Source organism: Paenibacillus sp. FSL R5-0923, from assembly GCF_038009145.1.
GTDB lineage: Bacteria > Bacillota > Bacilli > Paenibacillales > Paenibacillaceae > Paenibacillus_AQ.
Genome location: NZ_JBBPAT010000002.1, coordinates 1,033,740 through 1,052,246 on the forward strand (window position 1 = coordinate 1,033,740; position 18,507 = coordinate 1,052,246).

General features: G+C 42.5%; 16 protein-coding genes. 11 read left to right on the top strand and 5 right to left on the bottom strand.

Annotated elements, in window-relative coordinates:
• Positions 1–154: 154 nt before the first annotated feature.
• Positions 155–4,903, bottom strand: coding sequence for a LamG-like jellyroll fold domain-containing protein (locus tag MKX35_RS29760; RefSeq protein ID WP_076300060.1), 4,749 nt, complete (start codon positions 4,901–4,903; stop codon positions 155–157).
• A 460-nt stretch (positions 4,904–5,363) separates the two neighbouring features.
• Positions 5,364–6,269 carry an ArsR/SmtB family transcription factor gene (locus tag MKX35_RS29765; protein ID WP_042186035.1) on the bottom strand — a complete coding sequence of 302 codons (906 nt, stop codon included), beginning with the start codon at positions 6,267–6,269 and terminating at the stop codon, positions 5,364–5,366.
• A gap of 275 nt (positions 6,270–6,544) precedes the next feature.
• Here MKX35_RS29765 and MKX35_RS29770 point away from each other — a divergent pair, with 275 nt between their 5' ends.
• The 4 genes from MKX35_RS29770 to MKX35_RS29785 all read left to right on the top strand — a co-directional run bounded on the left by MKX35_RS29770 (position 6,545) and on the right by MKX35_RS29785 (position 10,779).
• A complete protein-coding gene (locus MKX35_RS29770) occupies positions 6,545–7,789 on the top strand; it encodes an extracellular solute-binding protein (protein ID WP_042186037.1) in 1,245 nt (414 codons plus the stop codon).
• Between the two features lie 79 nt (positions 7,790–7,868).
• Positions 7,869–8,747, top strand: a complete 879-nt coding sequence (locus tag MKX35_RS29775; protein WP_042186039.1) for a carbohydrate ABC transporter permease — start codon at positions 7,869–7,871, stop codon at positions 8,745–8,747.
• A 54-nt stretch (positions 8,748–8,801) separates the two neighbouring features.
• A complete protein-coding gene (locus MKX35_RS29780; protein ID WP_076300059.1) occupies positions 8,802–9,713 on the top strand; it encodes a carbohydrate ABC transporter permease in 912 nt (303 codons plus the stop codon).
• A 103-nt stretch (positions 9,714–9,816) separates the two neighbouring features.
• Complete coding sequence (locus MKX35_RS29785) at positions 9,817–10,779, top strand: glycoside hydrolase family 43 protein (protein WP_076284288.1); 963 nt, start codon at positions 9,817–9,819, stop codon at positions 10,777–10,779.
• A gap of 95 nt (positions 10,780–10,874) precedes the next feature.
• Here MKX35_RS29785 and MKX35_RS29790 read toward each other — a convergent pair whose 3' ends face one another.
• The gene (locus MKX35_RS29790) at positions 10,875–11,687 is read right to left on the bottom strand and encodes an ABC transporter permease subunit (protein WP_076300058.1); all 813 of its coding nucleotides are present in this window, start codon (positions 11,685–11,687) and stop codon (positions 10,875–10,877) included.
• On the bottom strand, positions 11,684–12,571 hold the full coding sequence (locus MKX35_RS29795) for an ABC transporter ATP-binding protein (RefSeq protein ID WP_076300057.1): 888 nt from the start codon (positions 12,569–12,571) through the stop codon (positions 11,684–11,686). Before MKX35_RS29795 ends, MKX35_RS29790 begins: the two co-directional genes overlap by 4 nt.
• 166 nt (positions 12,572–12,737) lie before the next feature.
• On the opposite strand from MKX35_RS29795, the gene MKX35_RS29800 reads away from it, so the two are divergent.
• The 6 genes from MKX35_RS29800 (at position 12,738) to MKX35_RS29825 (ending at position 17,139) form a co-directional block, all read left to right on the top strand.
• Positions 12,738–13,337 carry a TetR/AcrR family transcriptional regulator gene (locus tag MKX35_RS29800; protein WP_076300056.1) on the top strand — a complete coding sequence of 200 codons (600 nt, stop codon included), beginning with the start codon at positions 12,738–12,740 and terminating at the stop codon, positions 13,335–13,337.
• 358 nt (positions 13,338–13,695) lie between these two features.
• Complete coding sequence (locus tag MKX35_RS31960) at positions 13,696–14,154, top strand: transposase (protein WP_256716354.1); 459 nt, start codon at positions 13,696–13,698, stop codon at positions 14,152–14,154.
• Positions 14,085–14,261 (top strand): hypothetical protein, encoded by a 177-nt coding sequence (locus tag MKX35_RS29810; protein WP_339801801.1) that lies wholly within the window; start codon positions 14,085–14,087, stop codon positions 14,259–14,261. Before MKX35_RS31960 ends, MKX35_RS29810 begins: the two co-directional genes overlap by 70 nt.
• 189 nt (positions 14,262–14,450) lie before the next feature.
• Positions 14,451–15,044, top strand: a complete 594-nt coding sequence (locus MKX35_RS29815) for an RNA polymerase sigma factor (RefSeq protein WP_076300054.1) — start codon at positions 14,451–14,453, stop codon at positions 15,042–15,044.
• Positions 15,010–16,149, top strand: a complete 1,140-nt coding sequence (locus MKX35_RS29820; protein WP_076284283.1) for a DUF4179 domain-containing protein — start codon at positions 15,010–15,012, stop codon at positions 16,147–16,149. The genes MKX35_RS29815 and MKX35_RS29820 overlap by 35 nt, the downstream gene beginning before the upstream one ends.
• 105 nt (positions 16,150–16,254) lie before the next feature.
• The gene (locus MKX35_RS29825; protein WP_231573476.1) at positions 16,255–17,139 is read left to right on the top strand and encodes a DUF5643 domain-containing protein; all 885 of its coding nucleotides are present in this window, start codon (positions 16,255–16,257) and stop codon (positions 17,137–17,139) included.
• A 123-nt stretch (positions 17,140–17,262) separates the two neighbouring features.
• Here the strand turns inward: MKX35_RS29825 and MKX35_RS29830 are convergent, their stop codons facing one another.
• Positions 17,263–17,472 (bottom strand): hypothetical protein, encoded by a 210-nt coding sequence (locus MKX35_RS29830; RefSeq protein ID WP_341044526.1) that lies wholly within the window; start codon positions 17,470–17,472, stop codon positions 17,263–17,265.
• 191 nt (positions 17,473–17,663) lie between these two features.
• Here MKX35_RS29830 and MKX35_RS29835 point away from each other — a divergent pair, with 191 nt between their 5' ends.
• Positions 17,664–17,876 carry a hypothetical protein gene (locus MKX35_RS29835; protein ID WP_076284280.1) on the top strand — a complete coding sequence of 71 codons (213 nt, stop codon included), beginning with the start codon at positions 17,664–17,666 and terminating at the stop codon, positions 17,874–17,876.
• The last annotated feature ends 631 nt before the right edge of the window (positions 17,877–18,507 follow it).

Consider the following 18,507-nt stretch of genomic DNA (forward strand, 5'->3'; position numbering starts at 1 on the left):
TTCAAGACGTATAGTTAATGATTATATTATTTAAATGCTTGTTTTACAATACGAAGGTGAGAAATTTTATGGGCGCTCATTCACTTTGATCGCGTGACTTAAGATAAAAAGAACGGAGCCTGAGGCTCCGCTCTCTTTCCAAATGATGATTCTCTTAATTTACATTTGAGTTATATTCGGTCAGTATTTCGTCTGATTTGAGTGCTCTGCTATAAATATTCAGTTCATCAATCATTCCCTTATAAGGTACGTCCCAATAGTTTACGCCAAGTGCGAATACACCATTCTTGTTCATAAACACATTCGGGAAGCCCTCACCGGAGAATTGCTCAACTCCGTCGAGGTATACCTTCACGGTACCGTTGTTGACCGTAAATGCTACATGCGTCCATTTATTCTCTGGAATCTTCATAGCGGAAACAGCATCATACCATGCCTCGCCAGACCATAGCAGTGTTTTACCTCCGCCGTTCTGTGGAACGAAGCTAATCCAGTTGTTGATCGAAGCAGCACCGAAGAAGGTTGTTGTTGCATCAGTAAGCTTCTCAGGGTTTAACCACATAGATACGGTATAGGTATTGCTGTCAATTAATCCATTAGGTAACCGGATCCCGGAAACACCGTCAAATACTGCTGCTTGATTAGTGATACCGTTACCGTAAGTGATGTTACCTACAGTTGGAGCCTCGATTTTTATTCCCGTAACCTGTCCAGTACCGACCAATTGGAGGGAGTCATCAAGGTTTCCATCAAAAGCATAATAGGCTACTTTTCCATCCGTAACGTTTACCTTATAGTCTGCTGAGACACCACTGCCATCAGCCGCAGTGGCTGTAATCACTGCTTCGCCACCTACCGTTAGTGCGGTTACGGTTCCGGTTGTAGCATCAACTGTAACGGCGCTAGGATCACTAGAACTCCAAGTAAGTTTCTTATTTCCGGCATTGGTAGGTAGTACTTTTACTTGAGGGGTAAAGGTATTCCCCACAGCCACATCCATTTCAGCATCACGGATGGTTATCGTACTTACTTTAATATTACTGTCAGGCTCACCGTTTACCAGCAAGTCTACAGCTTCAGCGGAAAGTGCACTTTCGTAGATACGCAGGTTATCAATCAAACCTTTGTATGGGATATCCCAATAGTTTACACCCAGGGCGAATACTGCATCTGCACTGTTAAATACATCCGTAAATCCTTTTCCAGTGTACTTCAATACTCCGTTCACATACAGCTTCACAGTCCCGGCATCGTAAGTGAAAGCTATATGCGACCATTGGTTAACTGGAATCTGCATGCCTGCTTCTGCATCGTGGAAGGTTTGGCTACCAAACCACATCCGGGTAGTAGCTCCACCGTTTCCATAAGGCAAGAGACTAATCCAATTCGTATCTGTTGTAGCGCCAAAGAAGGCTGTAGTGAATTGAGTCAGTTCTTGTGGGTTAAGCCACATGCCTATTGTGTAGGTGTTGCCTTTAATCAAACCATTGGGTAGGCGAATACCGGAGCTACCGTCGAATTTAGCTGCAAGACCAACTTCACTTGTCTCATAGGTGATGTTCCCACCAGTATTGTTAATCCGATTGCCGGTAATTGTACCCTTATCAGTACGATCTCCGTTCTCTGAAAGATCTCCTTCAAAATCATACGCTGCCACCAAACCGTCTTCCAGTATATTTCCTGTCAGTTCCATTACAATGATAGTAAAGGTCTTAGTTGCAGTAGACTCACCCAGCGCAATCGTAGCAGTAAGTTCAATCGTTGCGTTTCCGAGTCCTTTTTCAGGACGAACAACTGAACCATCGTTTCCTACTACGGCTTCATTGGAAGACGACCACGTAATGACTGTTCCTCTTACGGCCTCAGTTGGGAGCGTAAGATCTTTGTATACTTTACTTGTGTTGCCCAAACTTAAACTATCTTTAACATTGGATACAATTTGATCTGTGCTCAGCAGTTCAATTTGGCTGCCCCAGACGGTAACACCCTTATTGGACATGGCTGTGAAAGTCATAACATTGCTCTGACGAGTGGAATCCCATTGTTTTACGAATACACCTTTGTAGAGATTTTGTACAGCAGCTCCGTTTTCTATTTCATTGATGAGCAGGTCGGCGTAATACTCTCCTTTTAGCTCCCAAGAACCGGTTACGGACCCTGTAATGGTTCCATCACCTCGCAGTTCGATAGCTGTTGTGGATTTAATTTTAGCAGAAGTATCTTTCCCGTGATTCACGAACTGGTAAGCTCCAATAACATCTTCCTGCATAACAGCTGCGATAGTTTCACCAGTGTAACGATGAGGAGAAGTGAGCGGCCATCCATCTTCGTTGGTGAACATTTGATGCACACGAAGCTCATGTGTTTCACCACGCTGCGGGAAGCGAGTGTGGAAGAAGTTGAATATTTTACCCGTCTCTTCATCATAATTGACTGAATTATGGCCTGATGCAACATAGCCGTAAGTTTGGAAGTCTGGATCACTATTCACGTTCGTGAACATGAAATTACCAAGAACTTTGTTGCCAATGACCGAATGGTCATTGCTCGTTGCCAGCACTGCACTTTGTCCGGCAGCATCCACATAAGGACCATCCGGATTCGTTGAACGGAACTGACGCATATTGTAACCACCGTCGGACGCTAGTCCTCCATAAGTTACATATAAGAAGTAGTAATCTGTATTCTTGTCGTAAACGATATACGGACCTTCGCCCGATTTGGTCATACCGCCAGAAATATGGGTACCGAAATACCGGTCGATTAGACGTCCATCAGCAGTCGTTCCATCTTTACCCGGATATTTTGGATCGCCGGTAGCTGGATCGATTTCTAGAATAAATATACCGCCTGACCATGATCCATAAGTCATCCACAGCTTGCCGTCTTTATCGTAGAATAACGTCGGGTCAATTGCGTTTGTATACGTTTTGTTCTTATATGAACCGCCTGCGTCAAACCAATCTGGGTTGGCATCTTCTAGTGTTCCGTTATCAATAAGCTTGTGAATATTTGTGTTTGTCCATTTTTTGTTAATTTTGCTGTTAGTATCGTAATCTTCTTCCTTGGTGAAGCCGGAATAAATTACGGTATTTCCATAGGTATAAGGACCTTCAATATTTTGCGAAGTGGCAAAGCCAATCGCTGAGCGGATGTAAGTGGAAGAAGCACTATAATACATCATATAAGCGCCAGTGGTCCCGTCCGCATTCTTATAATCCTCATTCCAGAAAACGTCTGGAGCCCATATGGAGAATCCGCCTTTACTGTCAGAATCGTTCTCTCCAGCCCATTTAAAGGATTCTGCCAGATTCGCGGAAAGATCACCAAAGAGTACGTTGCCTGGTGTTGTATAACCATTTGTGAAACGAGTCCAGTTCAGCAGATCATCCGATTTGGCCGCATCGATATGAGACCCGAATACATAATACGTTCCTTTGTCTACAGCCACTGACGGATCATGTACAGAAACATTGGTGAGTGCTGGTGCCGTTGCTGACGGACCCGGTGTAGCAGTAGGAGTCGCTGTAGCTGTAGGAACCGGGGTAGTAGTAGGTGTAGCAACAGCGCTGCCGTCCGATCCACCAGAACCTGAACTACCAGAACCAGACGTTGCCGTAGCTGTCGGAGTAGGTATTTCAAATTTGATTAGATTACTGTATTTATTGTCAAAGCTAACCTTCCCGGTGCCTTGGATAGTAATCATATCGTTTATGCCAAGGATTAGATTCTTGATTGCTGCACCAGCATCTACACGCAGCTTGGCTAATTGGTTCAATGTAACTTCAGTAATATTGCCTGCAGCTAGATGTAGTGTAGGCACTCCTAACGCTCGTACCTCAGCAGAATCAAAGTTTCCTCTCAGCCTGATGATTGAATCGTTCGGGAGTGTATTCTCTATAACGACCCGGCCGAAGCCTGCTCCCGTCAAAGTGGTATCTTCCTCAAGCATTACACCGGAATGTACACGTACACTTGGTACGGCACTCGTTCCTTTAGTAACGACGCGGAGTTTCCCATTACGCTTATCTACAACCATGTTACCTGCATTAGAGTTACTAAGTACGATACTATTTTCGCCGCCGCCGGATACGAATATTGTTCCTTTAACAGTGACGTTATTCAGCGTGATATCACCTTCTGCAATACCTTCGGTAAGATACAGGTTTCCGGAGATGGTGGAGTTGTTCAACTCAACACCCGGGTTACTAATTACCATATTCTGAGTGGTAATCCCCGTATAACTCCCGCTCTTAGAAGTGATTTCCCCGGCCAACTTCTCAATCATACGCAGTGCTTCCGCTCTTGTTACGGCTTTTGCGCCTTTAAAGCTGCCGTCACTATAACCATTCAAATAACCTTCACCAAATAAAGATAATACAGCTTCTTGGCTCCATGAGGGTAAATCTTCAACATCTTTTGGTGCAGAGGTATTTGCAGAAGAATTGAGCTGGAATAGTCTGTGCAGCATAACCGCGGCTTCTTGACGACTTACTACCTGTGTTGGTCGGAAGGTGCCATCGCTATATCCTGATACATATCCTGCAGCCGAAGCTTTCTGGATATCGCTGTAATAAGCACCTGACTCCAGTACATCCGTGAAGGCAATTTCTGATTTTTCCTGCAAATTAAAGACCCGATTGATCAATGTGACCCATTCCGCGCGGGTGATCTCTTGATTAGGTTTGTAAATTCCATTTCCATAGCCTGAAATCAAGCCCTTATCCACCCAGGATTGAAAATCTTTCTGTGCCCAGTGGCCTGAATAATCGACAGCCTGTTGTTGCGTGGATGGTGGGATTGTTTTGGAATCGCTTGCAGAAGCTGCTGAAATGAATGGTGCAGGTACTAGCAGCGTGAGTGCAAGAAGTGAAGCGGTTAGCTTACGAGTTGTTTTCCTCAAATTCATGATCCTCCGATTCTATTGATTAGAGATTGCGGCGGTACGAAAAATGTAAAACGCTTACAATAGAGCTACTGAAAAAACGTTTTTCACAAATCAAAATGGATTTGTTTTATATTTATACAAACCATATCGTGGAAAACGTTTTATGTTGATCTCATTTTAAGCATGATATTAGCATATAGTCAAATAGAAATTTATGAAACGATGAATCTATTTATATTTTTATTAACAAAAGGTAGTTGGGTTTGGATAGCGTATGAAAAGTACTGCAGATTACTACTGGAGTTGTGGAAAGTGAAAGAAGGTGGGAGATGTGGGCGATAAAGAGATGGATAGGGGAAAGTGATAACTGGTTCATATCACAGTACAGATAGGGGGGCTAAGGAAGAATAAATACTAATTAGTTGTTCGCCCCCATGAAAGAACCAACCTTGATACATGTGCGTACTAGAAGATTTTAAAGGTAATACATTTTGAACATGATATCTTGATCATGATTTCCGAATTTTTTTCCGAAAATTGTCGCGCCTCCGACGTGTTTTGCATCTTCCTTCACTTCGATCCGGAAAGTCCATCGGTCACAGGTCGTATCTAAATCCTCAATCGAAACGGAAGACATGGGGTCACCGTCAATGTATGTTCCATTGTGATTAGTAATTCTAATCGTTTTTAGTAATCCATACTGGTTAATATTGTGCGGCCACCACTCAGGTGTGAATTTACCTCTTGCATCAGCAAAATCCCCAGGGCTTGTCCAAGTACCTAATTCCAAGCCGTTCAATGAAAAGGTGATGTCTGAAGGCCATACGTCATTGGCAAATGGAAATTCGGAAGAAAGCTCTAGGCTAATTTCAAATTGCTGCAAGGTTTCATCTTTTTTCAGAAAATTGGCAATGTTGTATTGAACATAACCTTGGGTAAACCATAGAATCTCTGCATCGACTCTTTTAGAATCCATGAAATATTTAGGTTCGTCTACTCTGCCGATAAACTCTTTCTCTGTGGCAAGTCCGCATGTAGGCTTCAGATCATAATCCGTATAATGACCAATCGGCACCGATGTCTCATAGGAGGCAAAGGAATGAAAGATTTTTTTAGGGAAGTTAATCTCAATATGGTCGACTCTAAGAATTGAGATTTTTTGCATTCCGGATTTACCAGGAACTTTTTCTGTTTTTATGATTCCTGCATCTTCTAACTTTTTAATGTGTTTTGTTACGATGGGACTGCTTATTTTAAGTTCTTCTGCCAAATCTTTGATGTTCATCTTATTTTTGGAGAGTAACTGAATGATTTTTATTCGTACTTCACTTGCCAAGGCTTCATAAACAACGAGAGAGGACTTGTCTATTTCCAATTGCATTTTATCCACTTCTTTCAAAGTAATTTCATATACTGTAAAGTTTATTAATCTCTATATAAAGTAACACGAAAGGTAACTGAAGTAAATAATATATCGCTTTCATCTCGTCTTAATGAACTAAAAGGTTAACTAAGTTTTAAAAAAATCTATTAAGTTTATTTAAAAGTTATTGACTACGCTTTCAAAGCGACTGTATACTAAGTTTAAGTTAATCGTTTCCGACAAAGTTAATGTGAATGATTATCTTAACATTACAGCTGCAGGGGGAGAGAGTAATGAAAAAGAAATTTGGAGTAGTATTAGCAACGGTTCTAATGTTAACGACAGTGTTAGCAGGATGTGGTGGTAAAGATGATAGTAAGACGATTACGTTCTGGACACCGCTGACCGGTGATGATGGTGCTTATATGGATCAAATCGTTAAAGAGTACAATGCAACGAATCCAGAGATTAAAGTGAAGCACGTTATTACAGCTGATATGTACACGAAAATTTCTACCGTTTTGGCTTCCAGCAAAGGTGTTCCTGATTTAGCAATTATCCACGCTGACCGTGTTCCTGGGTTTGTTAAGCAAGGTGTCTTAGAACCCATGCAAGATACTGTATTACCGGCACAACCTGAACTAAAAGCTGAAAATTACTTACCACAAGCTTGGAACACTGGTAACATCGACGGAACACAATACACAGTACCTCTTGATATCCACAGTAACGTAATGTATTACAATAAAGATTTGCTCAAGAAATATAATGCTGAATCTTTCTTGGATGATAACGTTGTTACGATTGATGAAATGCTTTCCTTACAAGGTAAATTGGATGAAGGCGACTATGTAGTTAATGATGCCTTGCTCGGATGGGTTATCCTGGCTCAAATTCAAAACTTGGGCGGAGATATTCAGGTGGACGGCAAACCGGCTGTTAACTCCCCAGTATTTAAACAAGCCTTTGAAGATGTTAAGAAAATTGCTGATGCTGGTTTGATGACTCCATTTGGTGAAGACGGTTACTTGATGTTCCAATCCCAAAACGTACTCTTCTCCACAGACGGAACTTGGAGTTCTACCGCACATGCTGGAGTTGAAGGCTTGAACTTTGGTGTGACTAACATTTATTCTCCAACCGCTGATAAATTCACGAATAGATCTTCTTCTCACTTGTTCGCTATGCTTAAGAACGATAAGAGAACAGATGAAAAAGAAGTAGGGATTGCTAACTTCTTAGAATATGTGCGTACAAACTCAATGGAATGGGCAAAAGCTGGTCAAAACGTCGCAAGTAACGTAGTTAACCAAAGTCCGGAATACCAAAACTACATGCAATCCTTCTTTACTTCTAATGAAAAAGAAATTGAATCCCTTTACATTTACACATATGAGTACTACCCATACATTGCAGAAGCAGTAGATACTTATTGCGCAGATATCGTTCGCGGTAACGTTGATCTAGATGAGACCTTGGCAACCATGCAGAAGTTTGTAGAAGATAAGATCGCAGAAAGCAGCAGTGCAGCGAAATAAAGCGAAATAGAATAGATTGTACGAAGTAATGTGCCGTACTGTGGTGCATTACTTTGTGCAAAAGGAGAAATGAAATCCTATGAAAAAGAAAATAAACTGGGCACCTGCCTTCTTTGTAGGTCCGCACGTCATTTTGTTTGCTGTCTTCATTTTATTGCCAACGATTTATGGGATTTATGCTTCATTTACAAAGTGGAATTTAATGAGTGACCCGGTATGGGTAGGCTTTGATAACTATAAGGCCATTCTATTTGATGGCAAATCAACGTTTCATACTCAATTTTTCAGAGGTCTAAAAAATACTTTGATCTTTGTGGGTCTCTCTGTTCCATTATTAATAGTTATCCCATTAATGGTTGCTGTTGCACTAGAACATAAAAAAGTTAAAATGAAGAGCTTAATTCAATCTATTCTCTATATTCCGGGCTTGATTTCGATTTCTGCGGCTGCACTAATCTGGCTTTTGATCTTTAATAAGCAATTAGGGATTACTGGTAATCTATTCGGATCACAAATTGCTTGGCCTGCAAATCAGCCGTATGCGTGGATTATCATCATTGTAATCACACTATGGGGCGGTATTGGGGGCAACATGATTATTTATCGTGCTTCATTAAGTGGCGTTGCGCAAGAATTATATGAATCAGCTGAGCTCGATGGTGCGGGTTCAATTAAAAGATTCACAAGTATCACCTTGCCATCTATTCGTTTTCCATTAATCTATACCTTTGTTATGACAACTGCCGGAGCCTTCAATGTATTCGGCCAACCGTTAATGATGACTGATGGCGGGCCTCGACAAAGTACACACGTACTCATGATGTATATTCGTCAATTAGCTTTCGGAAACGGTGAATCCATTGCAGGGATGGCATCGGCGATGGCAGTGTTATTGGGATTAGTAATCTTGGTGATCTCAGCGCTGCAATATTATGTAATGAACCGAAATGCTACATAAGGTTCTAGAGAACTAATTGATTAACAAGGAAATGGAAAAGGTAGGTGTACTATAATGTCAAATCAGGCGGTAAATGGCCTAGATAATCGTCCAGTTGCAAATAGAACAGGCAAAGTAAAAGGATCATCCAATGTTAGCATTTCAAAATATGTATCATATGCTTTTTTGCTTATCCTTTGTGTGATTTGGATTATTCCAGTAATATTCGGGATTTCCACGTCTTTTAGATCACAAACGGAAGTGGTTTCTTCAGGCTTTAGACTATTTCCTGAAACATGGGTCTTTGAGAACTATGTTACGATTCTGAACAATACTTCTACAGCCCCAATTCTACGTTGGCTAGGCAATTCATTGTTTATCGCTACAACCCACACAATCCTGGTGGTTATTGTGATTTCGATTACAGGCTTTGGTTATACCCGTATTAACTTTAAAGGAAGAGACACACTGTTCTTTACTTTGCTAGGGATCTCCTTTTTCCCGGGTGTAGTTAACTTAATTCCTTCTTACAAAATTATCGATTCCTTGGGCTGGGTAAACACTTCTTGGGCAATGATCATTCCCGGTCTTGCGGGTATGGGGAATATCTTCTTGGTCAGACAGTTTATGAACGGTATCCCAAAAGAATTAGATGAGTCTGCAAAAGTTGATGGTGCTAGTGACTTTAGAATTTTCGCGCAAATTATATTGCCGTTAGTTAAGCCGATTCTGATTGTTTGCGGATTGTTCTCCTTTACGGGATCTTGGAATGACTTCCTCTGGCCGGTTATCGTGTACACAGATGTAGACAAAATGCCAGTCACAGCTGGGTTGCTCTTGCTACAAGATATCTACGGAAACTATCGTATGATCGGGCAATTAATGGGGTCGGCAATCTTGGCGATCGTTCCAACCCTACTGTTATTTATATTTGCTCAAAAATACTTCGTTCAATCTATTAACTTGAATTCAGGTATTAAAGGGTAGATCAAATGAACATAGCTTAAATACACCTTGCCTTCTTATAAGGAAGGGTGTGTTTTGGTGACCCATAAAATTAAAAATAAAGAGAGATATAGGAGTTGTCATCATGAGAGAATTCAATGCGAAAAATCCGCTTATTGAGCAAAGGGCAGATCCATGGATCTATAGACATACTGATGGTTATTATTATTTCATAGCTTCGGTTCCGGAGTTTGATAGAATCGAGCTTCGTCGTTCTGAATCCATTCAGGGATTAGCTGAGGCTGAGGGTAAGACCATTTGGGTTAAGCATGAAACAGGCTTAATGAGTGCCAATATTTGGGCGCCTGAGATTCATTATATTGATGGAAAATGGTACGTGTATTTTGCAGCTGCACATACCTCCGATACGAAAGATGGCTTATTTGATCATCGTATGTTTGCCATAGAAAACTCATCCGTAAATCCATTAGAAGGTGAGTGGGTGGAAAAGGGTCAAATCAAAACGAAATGGGAATCCTTTGCCCTGGATGCAACCACTTTTGAACACAGAGGGGTTAGATACTACGTATGGGCACAAAAGGATCCCGATATCCCTGGTAATTCTAATATGTATATCTCTGAAATGGAAAACCCTTGGACGTTAAAAGGAGAGCAGGTGTGCATCACCACGCCTGAATATGATTGGGAAAAAATCGGCTTCCTGGTGAATGAGGGTGCGGCAGTTCTTAAGCGAAATGGACGTATTTTCATGACTTTCTCGGCAAGTGCAACAGATCATAACTACTGTATGGGGTTGTTAACCGCTGATGAGGATAGTGATTTAATGGATCCGAAATCATGGGTCAAAACACCAGAACCTGTGTTTACAACTTCTGAAGAAAACGGTCAATATGGACCGGGACATAATAGCTTTACAGTCTCAGAAGATGGCAAACAGGATATCCTAGTGTTCCATGCTAGAAGCTATAAGGAAATTGTGGGAGACCCATTATATGATCCTAATCGGCACGCGCGTGTGCAAGTGATCCAGTGGAATGAGGATGGAACGCCAAACTTTGGTGTCCCTAGACCGGATACGAAATCTTAAAATAATGCTTCTCTAGTGTGAAGAAGCTTATTATATTCTTCTATATGAAAGAGGGACGCTCCAGTAGCCACATGCTATTGGAGCGTCCCTTAATCTTATAATGGAAGAGCCCGTCGTCTGAACAGTTCGATCCCTATGGCAAAAGCGAGAATACCGATCAACAGTAACCAACTAGAAACCTGAATAATCTCCACGTTTCCTTGAACGATTTTACCAGGCTGATAGAAGGAGAACAAGGTCATGTAACGTAATCCCTCCAGTTTATCGCTTATTTTGCCTAGCAGATCCAGAGTGAAGAATCCGAAGGTGATAGCGCCGGAAATTCCAAGCGCTTTTTTCTCATCATTACAAACCGAGGATACGAGGAAAGTGAGTCCCCCCACGGCAAAAAACAATAAAAACGCTACGCTATTCAGCTGAGTGAATCGGCCGCTATTAAATTCATATTCACTGCCGAGGAACCATGCTTTACCTAATAATCCGGCGAGTGTGGTTACGCCCATAATCAGGAGCAATGCTGTTGTGAGTACAAACGCCTGCGTGGTAGCTACTTTTCTCCGCGTAGTTGGTGCTATCAGAAGATAAGCCATAGAGCCACGATCCACAAGTCGAGCCATGAGCTGCGTCGACATTTGTACACATACGATGGATAGAATCAGTACCAGAATAAGTCCATAATATTCTCCTGAGATAAAAGCCTCAGCACTGGTAAATCCGCTGTTTAATCCAAAGGCTTTACCTACACCTTCCGGCATAGCTTTAATGAGGTCATCAATGGCTTGTGTGCTTCCGGCGATCCCTGGATATAGCCAGATCATAAACAGAATATAGAAGGCAGAACCGAAGGCGTAATTCATAATGCCTTTGAGGTTCACCCTCATCATTTCTTTATAGAGTGGAAGATTCATTGCACGGCCCCCTCACGGTCATAATAGTTCATGAAAATGTCCTCTAGATTCTGCGTGAACACATCCATACTGCGGATATTATATTTCCCGGTCTCCTGAATGAATCGATCGTAATTACCCTGAACGGCAATGCGGACCATATTCCCTTCACGAACTTCCACTTGCAGGCCGGAGGCGGCGAATTGTTCTGCATCTTCGCGACTCGCGAAAACAACCTCAAACAGCTTCCGCTGCATCGATTGTAATTCATGGATATTTTTTACAGTGACTATACGTCCGTCTTTAATGATTGCAGCTCGATCACAGGTGCGCTCAATTTCTTGAAAGCTGTGAGAGGACATTAGAAAGGTGGTTCCGGCTGCTTTTTCCTCCAATACGAGATCTATAAATACCTTTTGCATAAGCGGGTCGAGTCCCGAGGTTGGTTCATCCAGAATAATAACTTCAGGATTGTGCATGAAAGCTGCGACAATACCGACTTTTTGTTTCATTCCCTTTGACATTTTGCGGATCGGAGTTGAGGCATCAAATTGCAGTCGTTCAATGAGGCGGTCACGTTTAGTAGTGTTCTTCATCCCTTGCATGCCAGACATGAATTTAAGGAAAGAAATGCCTGTCATCCCGTCAAAAAAGTTGATTTCACCGGGTAGATAGCCGATATGCTTCTGGACTGTACCCTGTGCTTTCCATACATCAAGTCCATGGATGCTCGCATTACCTTTGTCCGGCTTCATAAATCCCATGATATGTCTTATGGTCGTAGATTTACCCGCGCCATTAGGCCCCAGAAACCCAAACACCTCACCTTTATTTACGGTAAACGTAACATCTTCGATTCCCTTGCCATTCGAAAATCGTTTGGTTAAGCCTTCAACTACAAGCATGCCGCCACCCCCGCTGCAAAATAATGAACTATTACTAATTGGATATTTCATATGTTATATTATTCCTAGTGAATAGTGAAGTCAATGGAATTATGAAATAATTGATAATAAATATTTCATTAAATTTAAATAAGCGCACTATATAATGAAGTTAAGGGTGAATAGCATGAATGGATTTGAGAAAAGAGCCGCTCAAATAAAACTCAAAATTATGAAGACTACGATGGAAATGCTCAAGAGCTGTGAGCCCAAACGTCTCCGGATCGCAGACATTGCGAAAGAAGCAGGTGTCTCACAGGTGACGATTTATAATTATTTTGGCAGCAAGGAAGCGCTGCTTGGTGAGTCCTTTAAGGATTTTATAGAGAAGGCGATTCGTGAATTTGAAGATTACATTCATGGAGAGCATTCTCTAAAAGAGATTATTGAATACATTATGACGATGGAGAGAGAAACCTACAGTTCATTGTCTCCCACGACTGTGAAGGAGCTTATGATTGAGGATCAGGACATGTTTCATTATCTTGAAGAACGGTATACAAACGACGTTTTACCATTGATGGTTAAGATGGTGGAGGATGGCAAAGCACGAGGAGAAATTTCAAATAAAGTATCCACCAAAGGGATTCTTTCATTTATGGGAATGTACATGCGAAGTTCGGGGGAAATGCTAGATGAAGCCAGCAAACAAGAAGACATAGATGCCTTCCTGGAGGAAGCCATCCATCTCTTCTTTTATGGGATTTGCGGGCGGGAACAGGAGTAGCGTGAGCTTTGTTGCATTAATAGTTGGAGCACTTACCCAATGTATTTAGATCAGTATTGGTTTAAAAAAACAATGAAGTTGCAGAAAGCTATGTTTACAACGAAATTAAATAATTATCATATTTTAAAATTCCGAAAAATGATCGTAGATTACGCTAACAGTGATTTATCAAAAGATTTTGTTCAAATGCGAATAAATAAAATAGTAGATCCATTGTATACTAACCAAGATACTAAGGAGTTTGCCATTTTTAATGGAAAAGCTTCGGGCACTATTGAAGAAGGAACAACTGACGATTTGAAAGCATTTACTTCTAATGACTTCTCGGCAGGGTTTCTATGTGAATGCAGAGCAGCGGATGAAGGATGCCCGAGGAGCAGCGAAATACATAGGGGGTTATTTAGCGCGACCGGCGATTGCAGAGTACCGGGTGGTCAGCTACGACCACCACAAGGTGCATTACTGGTACGAAGATCACCGAACGGGGAAACGGGTGGATGTGGTGTCGCCGGTGATGAAGTTTATCTACGATCTCGTGCAGCACATTCCACCGAAGCATTTTCGGATGGTGGGTCGCTATAGTCTATACAGCCGGGGGAAAAACAAAGAGTCACAGAAGGTGATTAATCTGTGGTGGTACATGATCCATAAACAAATCGAGATGACCTTTCCTGTGAAAGAACGAAAGAAGAAGAACTACCGTCAGCGGATGCTGGAGAGCTATGGGCGAGACCCGATGCTCTGTCCATGCTGCAATCACCGGATGTTGAGCCGTGGGAGGAAGAACCAGAGGTATGGATCGATTATGTTTGCGTAGAATGTGGGACGGTAGATCCTGTCCCTGAATTTATAGTGGGAGAGTGTGCCTACGACCTGGAGTCTGGAGAATCCCCAGAGTTTGTCTCTGTAACGGAACCTTGGTGAATAACTTTCTAGCCAGCGGACAAATAACCGCTGGCTAAAAAGTTATTCACCCGTTAGGGTGATTTTGTTCGTATATGTAATTAATCTCACTGCGTTTGTAGTCCCTAATCTAACTGCATATTAAAAAATAGTGTCACAAAATAGCATTACGAGATTGTTATATAGGTAAACAAGAAAGGAGGTGAGCTCTTGCAGCCAACCATCCCCGGGGAAGAGGAAGGAAAATGGAATGCTATTGAAGCGGTTGTAGAACAGGTCAGAGCAGGAGACAAAGAGGCATACAGTGCGATCATCATCCAGTTTGAACGGCAAATGTATACCTACTGCTATTATATCCTGAAAAATCATGCGGAGACGGAAGATGCCGTACAGGAGATCTTTATTCGCGCCTATCAAAATCTTCACCAGTACAGCAGGCAAGTATCCTTCTCAGCCTGGCTGTATAAGATGGCATACCATCATCTAATCAATTTGAAGAAGAGACAGAGCCGCTGGCTTAAGCTGATCGATCATTATAAAGAGCAGCAGCCTGTGCTGCAAATCTCCCGTCATGAGTCAGAGGTTTATGAGCTTTTGACTTTTCTCACAACTGAAGAGCGTCATATTTTACTCCTTAAGGCAGTAGAGCAGTACACCTTTGAGGAAATAGGCGAAATCATGGGCCTCAAGTCCGCAACCATACGGAAAAAATATGAACGATTGCGCCGCAAACTGATGGAATGTAAAAGCCAAAAAGGAGAGATAGCACATGGGACATTCGCCGGAACAAACGGAATTCGCTGAAATGAATGCCATCGAACAAATGATTCGTGAATCGTCTTTACCAAAGAAAAGTATGAGTTATCAAATTATGAATACGATTGGAGCGAGTGAATTGAAAAGAACATCATCCAAACCTAATTTAATGAAAAGAACAGCAGTAGTGGCCGCAGCAGCAGCCATCCTAGGTGCAGGTGTGGTGGGTACGGGATTTGTATCACCGGCAATGGCTTCAACGTTAAAGCAAATTCCTATTGTTGGAATTCTCTTTGAGGGAACCAGCAACGAAGCTTTGGATACTGCCATTAAACAAGGAATCGTAACAGAACCTAACCTGAGTGTAACCCATGAAGGAATCACGCTGAAGGTAGCTAATTTACTTTATGATGGAACCCGGTTGTCCTTCGTTTTGGAACGTGAAGGCGTAGATTTGCCGAATACAGGCTCTCCATACCTTTTTGAAAAAGATGTTGAGGAAAAGGATCAGCTTAAAGGTTATATTAAAATGCCAACGATCCTCGCTAACGGACAAGCCATTGAATATGGCGGAGGCAGCTTTGGCGACTCGCCTAGGCAGAAGAATGCTTATGTAGTTGAAGTGACTAAGGGTCTAAATTTGCCTGACCAATTCGAGCTGACTATTCAGGCGAATGTCACACAGGTGAAAGAAGCTTTTGAATTCAAGATTCCTGTGAACGTGGAGAATAAATCGATTGTTGTGAAACCAGAGGCCTCCAAATCTGACGGACAGTTCAGTTATACCGTTAAGCAACTGGATATTTCGCCGGTGTCCACCCGTTTCGTTCTGGATAGTAAGGGCCAAGTACCACAATCTCCGGGGCAAACCGGTGATTACAGCGCCAGTATGGTCTATTACGAGCTTGTAGACGACCAAGGAAATGTCGTGAATCCGAGCAGATTCGAGTATTTCAACAGCGAACCCAAGACTGAATATCAGATTGATCAACTGTTTTCTCCTTTTGCTGGCACTCCTAAAACGATTACAATCAAGCCATTTACTCTTACTGTGAACAACAAGGATTGGAGCGTTGTCGGCCAAGGAAAGAACAGTGTGGGTGAGAAAACATATCTGAAAGATCTGGAATTGACCATTCCTGTTAAGCCTTAATCCATTAGAGAAGGGGACAGTCCCGCAGGTCATCAATAATGACCTGGGGATAGCTCCCTTTTTCTTTTCATAAAAAATAGGACAGGAGCTAATCCATTGAATTCTATGAAACCTGAATTGAGAAAAAAATTCGCTGGAGCAGCATTGGCAGTAACGTTGGTAATGGCAGTCACAGGCAGCGGGTTCCCTTCAACCGTTAGTGCCGAGACCTCCGGGCAATCTGCCAGTTCCAATCTAGCGATTACCCACGAGGGCGTAACGCTCAGTATATCCAAAGTAATGTTTGACGGGAACCGTCTTGACATGGCATTCCGGCAGGAGGGAGGCACTGTGGGTAAGGGGATCATTATTGATATCGCGCAGATCCCGGTTTTGTCTGTTAATGGGAAAAGGATGTTATATCTTCCCTATGTGACGTCTATGCCGGAAGATGAAAGGGCAGCTTTGCTCTCTTTCAACATCCCCAAAGATGGCAAACCGCAGCTCGCGGATGAATTCAAAATGACGATAGAGGTGTACACCAAGAGCGTCAAGGAGCCATTTACCTTTACCGTCCCGGTGAAAAAGCTGAATAGTCTTGCAACCTTGCAGCCGGGTACAACTCAAAAAAGCGGGGATTTTAGCTATACCGTGGACTATTTCCAGATGACGCCGTTAATGATGGAACTCAAGCTGCACAGCAGCGGGAAAGTTCCTGGAGCAGCCAAATCCAAAGGGCGTTCAAGCAAGATGTTGTATGACATTGCCGATGAGAAAGGAAATCTAATTCAGGCAACCGTCAGCGACATCGACATCAAGCGACCGATCACAGCAAACATTAAAGAAGACCTGTTCTATGCAGCCTCCTTCAAAGCAGTGCCGAAAACCATCACAATTAGGCCATTTACGTACACCATAGACGCTAAAGGAGACATCCTGAAAGACTCAGGAAAAAAATGGATCAAGACCTATTACAAGGACTTGGAAATGAAGATTGCAGTTGCTAAATAACAATCTTACAGGTGAGGGGAATTCACGCTGATACCAGCGCGGGTTCCTTTTTTATGCTTGAGGGATTCCAATATAGGTCAATCTCTGGGTGGTCGGCGAACGCTGGGCTGCTCGCTGCAGTGCTCACCCGTGGCCATTCCTGCCTGCAGGAGTGCCTGCAGTTATTTTCGGGCTCCCTGGCTCAGTGCTGGCTCGCGGATCCGCCGCAGATGCTGCTGCTGCAAGTTGCAGCACAACCAGGTGATCGGGTTTTTGATCCGCAGCATCCGGCGCTCTTCCGGAGGCGGATGCACCAGGACCGGCGAACGCCTGGCAGCTCACTACAGTGCCCACCGGTGGCCATACCCGCCGTCTGCAGGAGTGCCTGCTGGTTCAAATAGCAGCGGAGGCCACAGGGAGAGTTGAAGTCCAGGATTGTTTGTGGGACGGAAAATAGTACCCTTAAGTCAAACTACAGGATATGAAAGAGGGTCGTAAGAAAGAAGGATAAATTTCAAGAGGAAATGCAAGAGGAAATGCAAGAGATGAAGAGAGAGTTACAACAGATTAAGGGTGAGGCTGAAAAGAAGGAACAGAACTTTATACGCGAGATTGAAAAGCAGCAGTTAAATGCTGAGATTGATAAAGAGCGTGCCATATTTGAGACGCAGCGGAAAATGATGGATAAAGAGACAGAACTGCGTGATAAGGTGTCTGATCTTCGAGAGCAAATCTCGGAATTAAGAAGTGGAAAATAGTTTGGAGTATAGATGGCATCCGGTTTGTTTTCGGGATTTTTGATTCTAGAGAGTCAGGAACTGATGGAAATGGATTTATTGTACTCTAATCATAAACAGTAGGAGTTGGACATGAAATTAAAGTCCTTAACTTCCGCTGTTTTTTATGGGGGGATGCCTTGGTTAGATTTCTCGCTCGACTTTAGGAGAAGCAAGAGGTACGTAGCATCGGATTAGACTATATGTAGCCGTTCGCATCAATATATTTAATTGCCTAAAAGAATCTAGTATGATTATTGCGATGGTAGTTTCGCGTTATGGGTTTAATGGTTTAAACACATGGAAGGCGAAGAGAATGCTTGTTTAGGCTGATAAGCTAACAGCGAGCATGTGATTGATATCAGATTATACTAATTGCTATGTGTGAAAGTGATTAATACGATACTGGAAGCTGCTGAGTAAAACAGTTAAACTCGCCGAGATATAGTTATTTACATTATAAAGGTTAACAGCATCGTTAACTATTCCGCCTGGGGGAGTAGTAAATTCTACTCCGGCCTGCTGCTTTATAGTGGCCATTCGTACAGATCTGCTTCAGTACAACGTATAACAACAAGGGGTGTGAGCTCTTTGTATCGAAATCATATGCAAA

What these genes read in the sequence shown, in the direction of transcription:
- MKX35_RS29765 (WP_042186035.1), bottom strand. Translation starts at nt 6,269, where the DNA reads ATGCAATTGGAAATAGACAAGTCCTCTCTCGTTGTTTATGAAGCCTTG.
- MKX35_RS29770 (WP_042186037.1), top strand. Translation starts at nt 6,545, where the DNA reads ATGAAAAAGAAATTTGGAGTAGTATTAGCAACGGTTCTAATGTTAACG.
- MKX35_RS29775 (WP_042186039.1), top strand. Translation starts at nt 7,869, where the DNA reads ATGAAAAAGAAAATAAACTGGGCACCTGCCTTCTTTGTAGGTCCGCAC.
- MKX35_RS29780 (WP_076300059.1), top strand. Translation starts at nt 8,802, where the DNA reads ATGTCAAATCAGGCGGTAAATGGCCTAGATAATCGTCCAGTTGCAAAT.
- MKX35_RS29785 (WP_076284288.1), top strand. Translation starts at nt 9,817, where the DNA reads ATGAGAGAATTCAATGCGAAAAATCCGCTTATTGAGCAAAGGGCAGAT.
- MKX35_RS29790 (WP_076300058.1), bottom strand. Translation starts at nt 11,687, where the DNA reads ATGAATCTTCCACTCTATAAAGAAATGATGAGGGTGAACCTCAAAGGC.
- MKX35_RS29795 (WP_076300057.1), bottom strand. Translation starts at nt 12,571, where the DNA reads ATGCTTGTAGTTGAAGGCTTAACCAAACGATTTTCGAATGGCAAGGGA.
- MKX35_RS29800 (WP_076300056.1), top strand. Translation starts at nt 12,738, where the DNA reads ATGAATGGATTTGAGAAAAGAGCCGCTCAAATAAAACTCAAAATTATG.
- MKX35_RS31960 (WP_256716354.1), top strand. Translation starts at nt 13,696, where the DNA reads ATGAAGGATGCCCGAGGAGCAGCGAAATACATAGGGGGTTATTTAGCG.
- MKX35_RS29810 (WP_339801801.1), top strand. Translation starts at nt 14,085, where the DNA reads ATGCTGCAATCACCGGATGTTGAGCCGTGGGAGGAAGAACCAGAGGTA.
- MKX35_RS29820 (WP_076284283.1), top strand. Translation starts at nt 15,010, where the DNA reads ATGGGACATTCGCCGGAACAAACGGAATTCGCTGAAATGAATGCCATC.
- MKX35_RS29825 (WP_231573476.1), top strand. Translation starts at nt 16,255, where the DNA reads ATGAAACCTGAATTGAGAAAAAAATTCGCTGGAGCAGCATTGGCAGTA.
- MKX35_RS29835 (WP_076284280.1), top strand. Translation starts at nt 17,664, where the DNA reads ATGAAGAGAGAGTTACAACAGATTAAGGGTGAGGCTGAAAAGAAGGAA.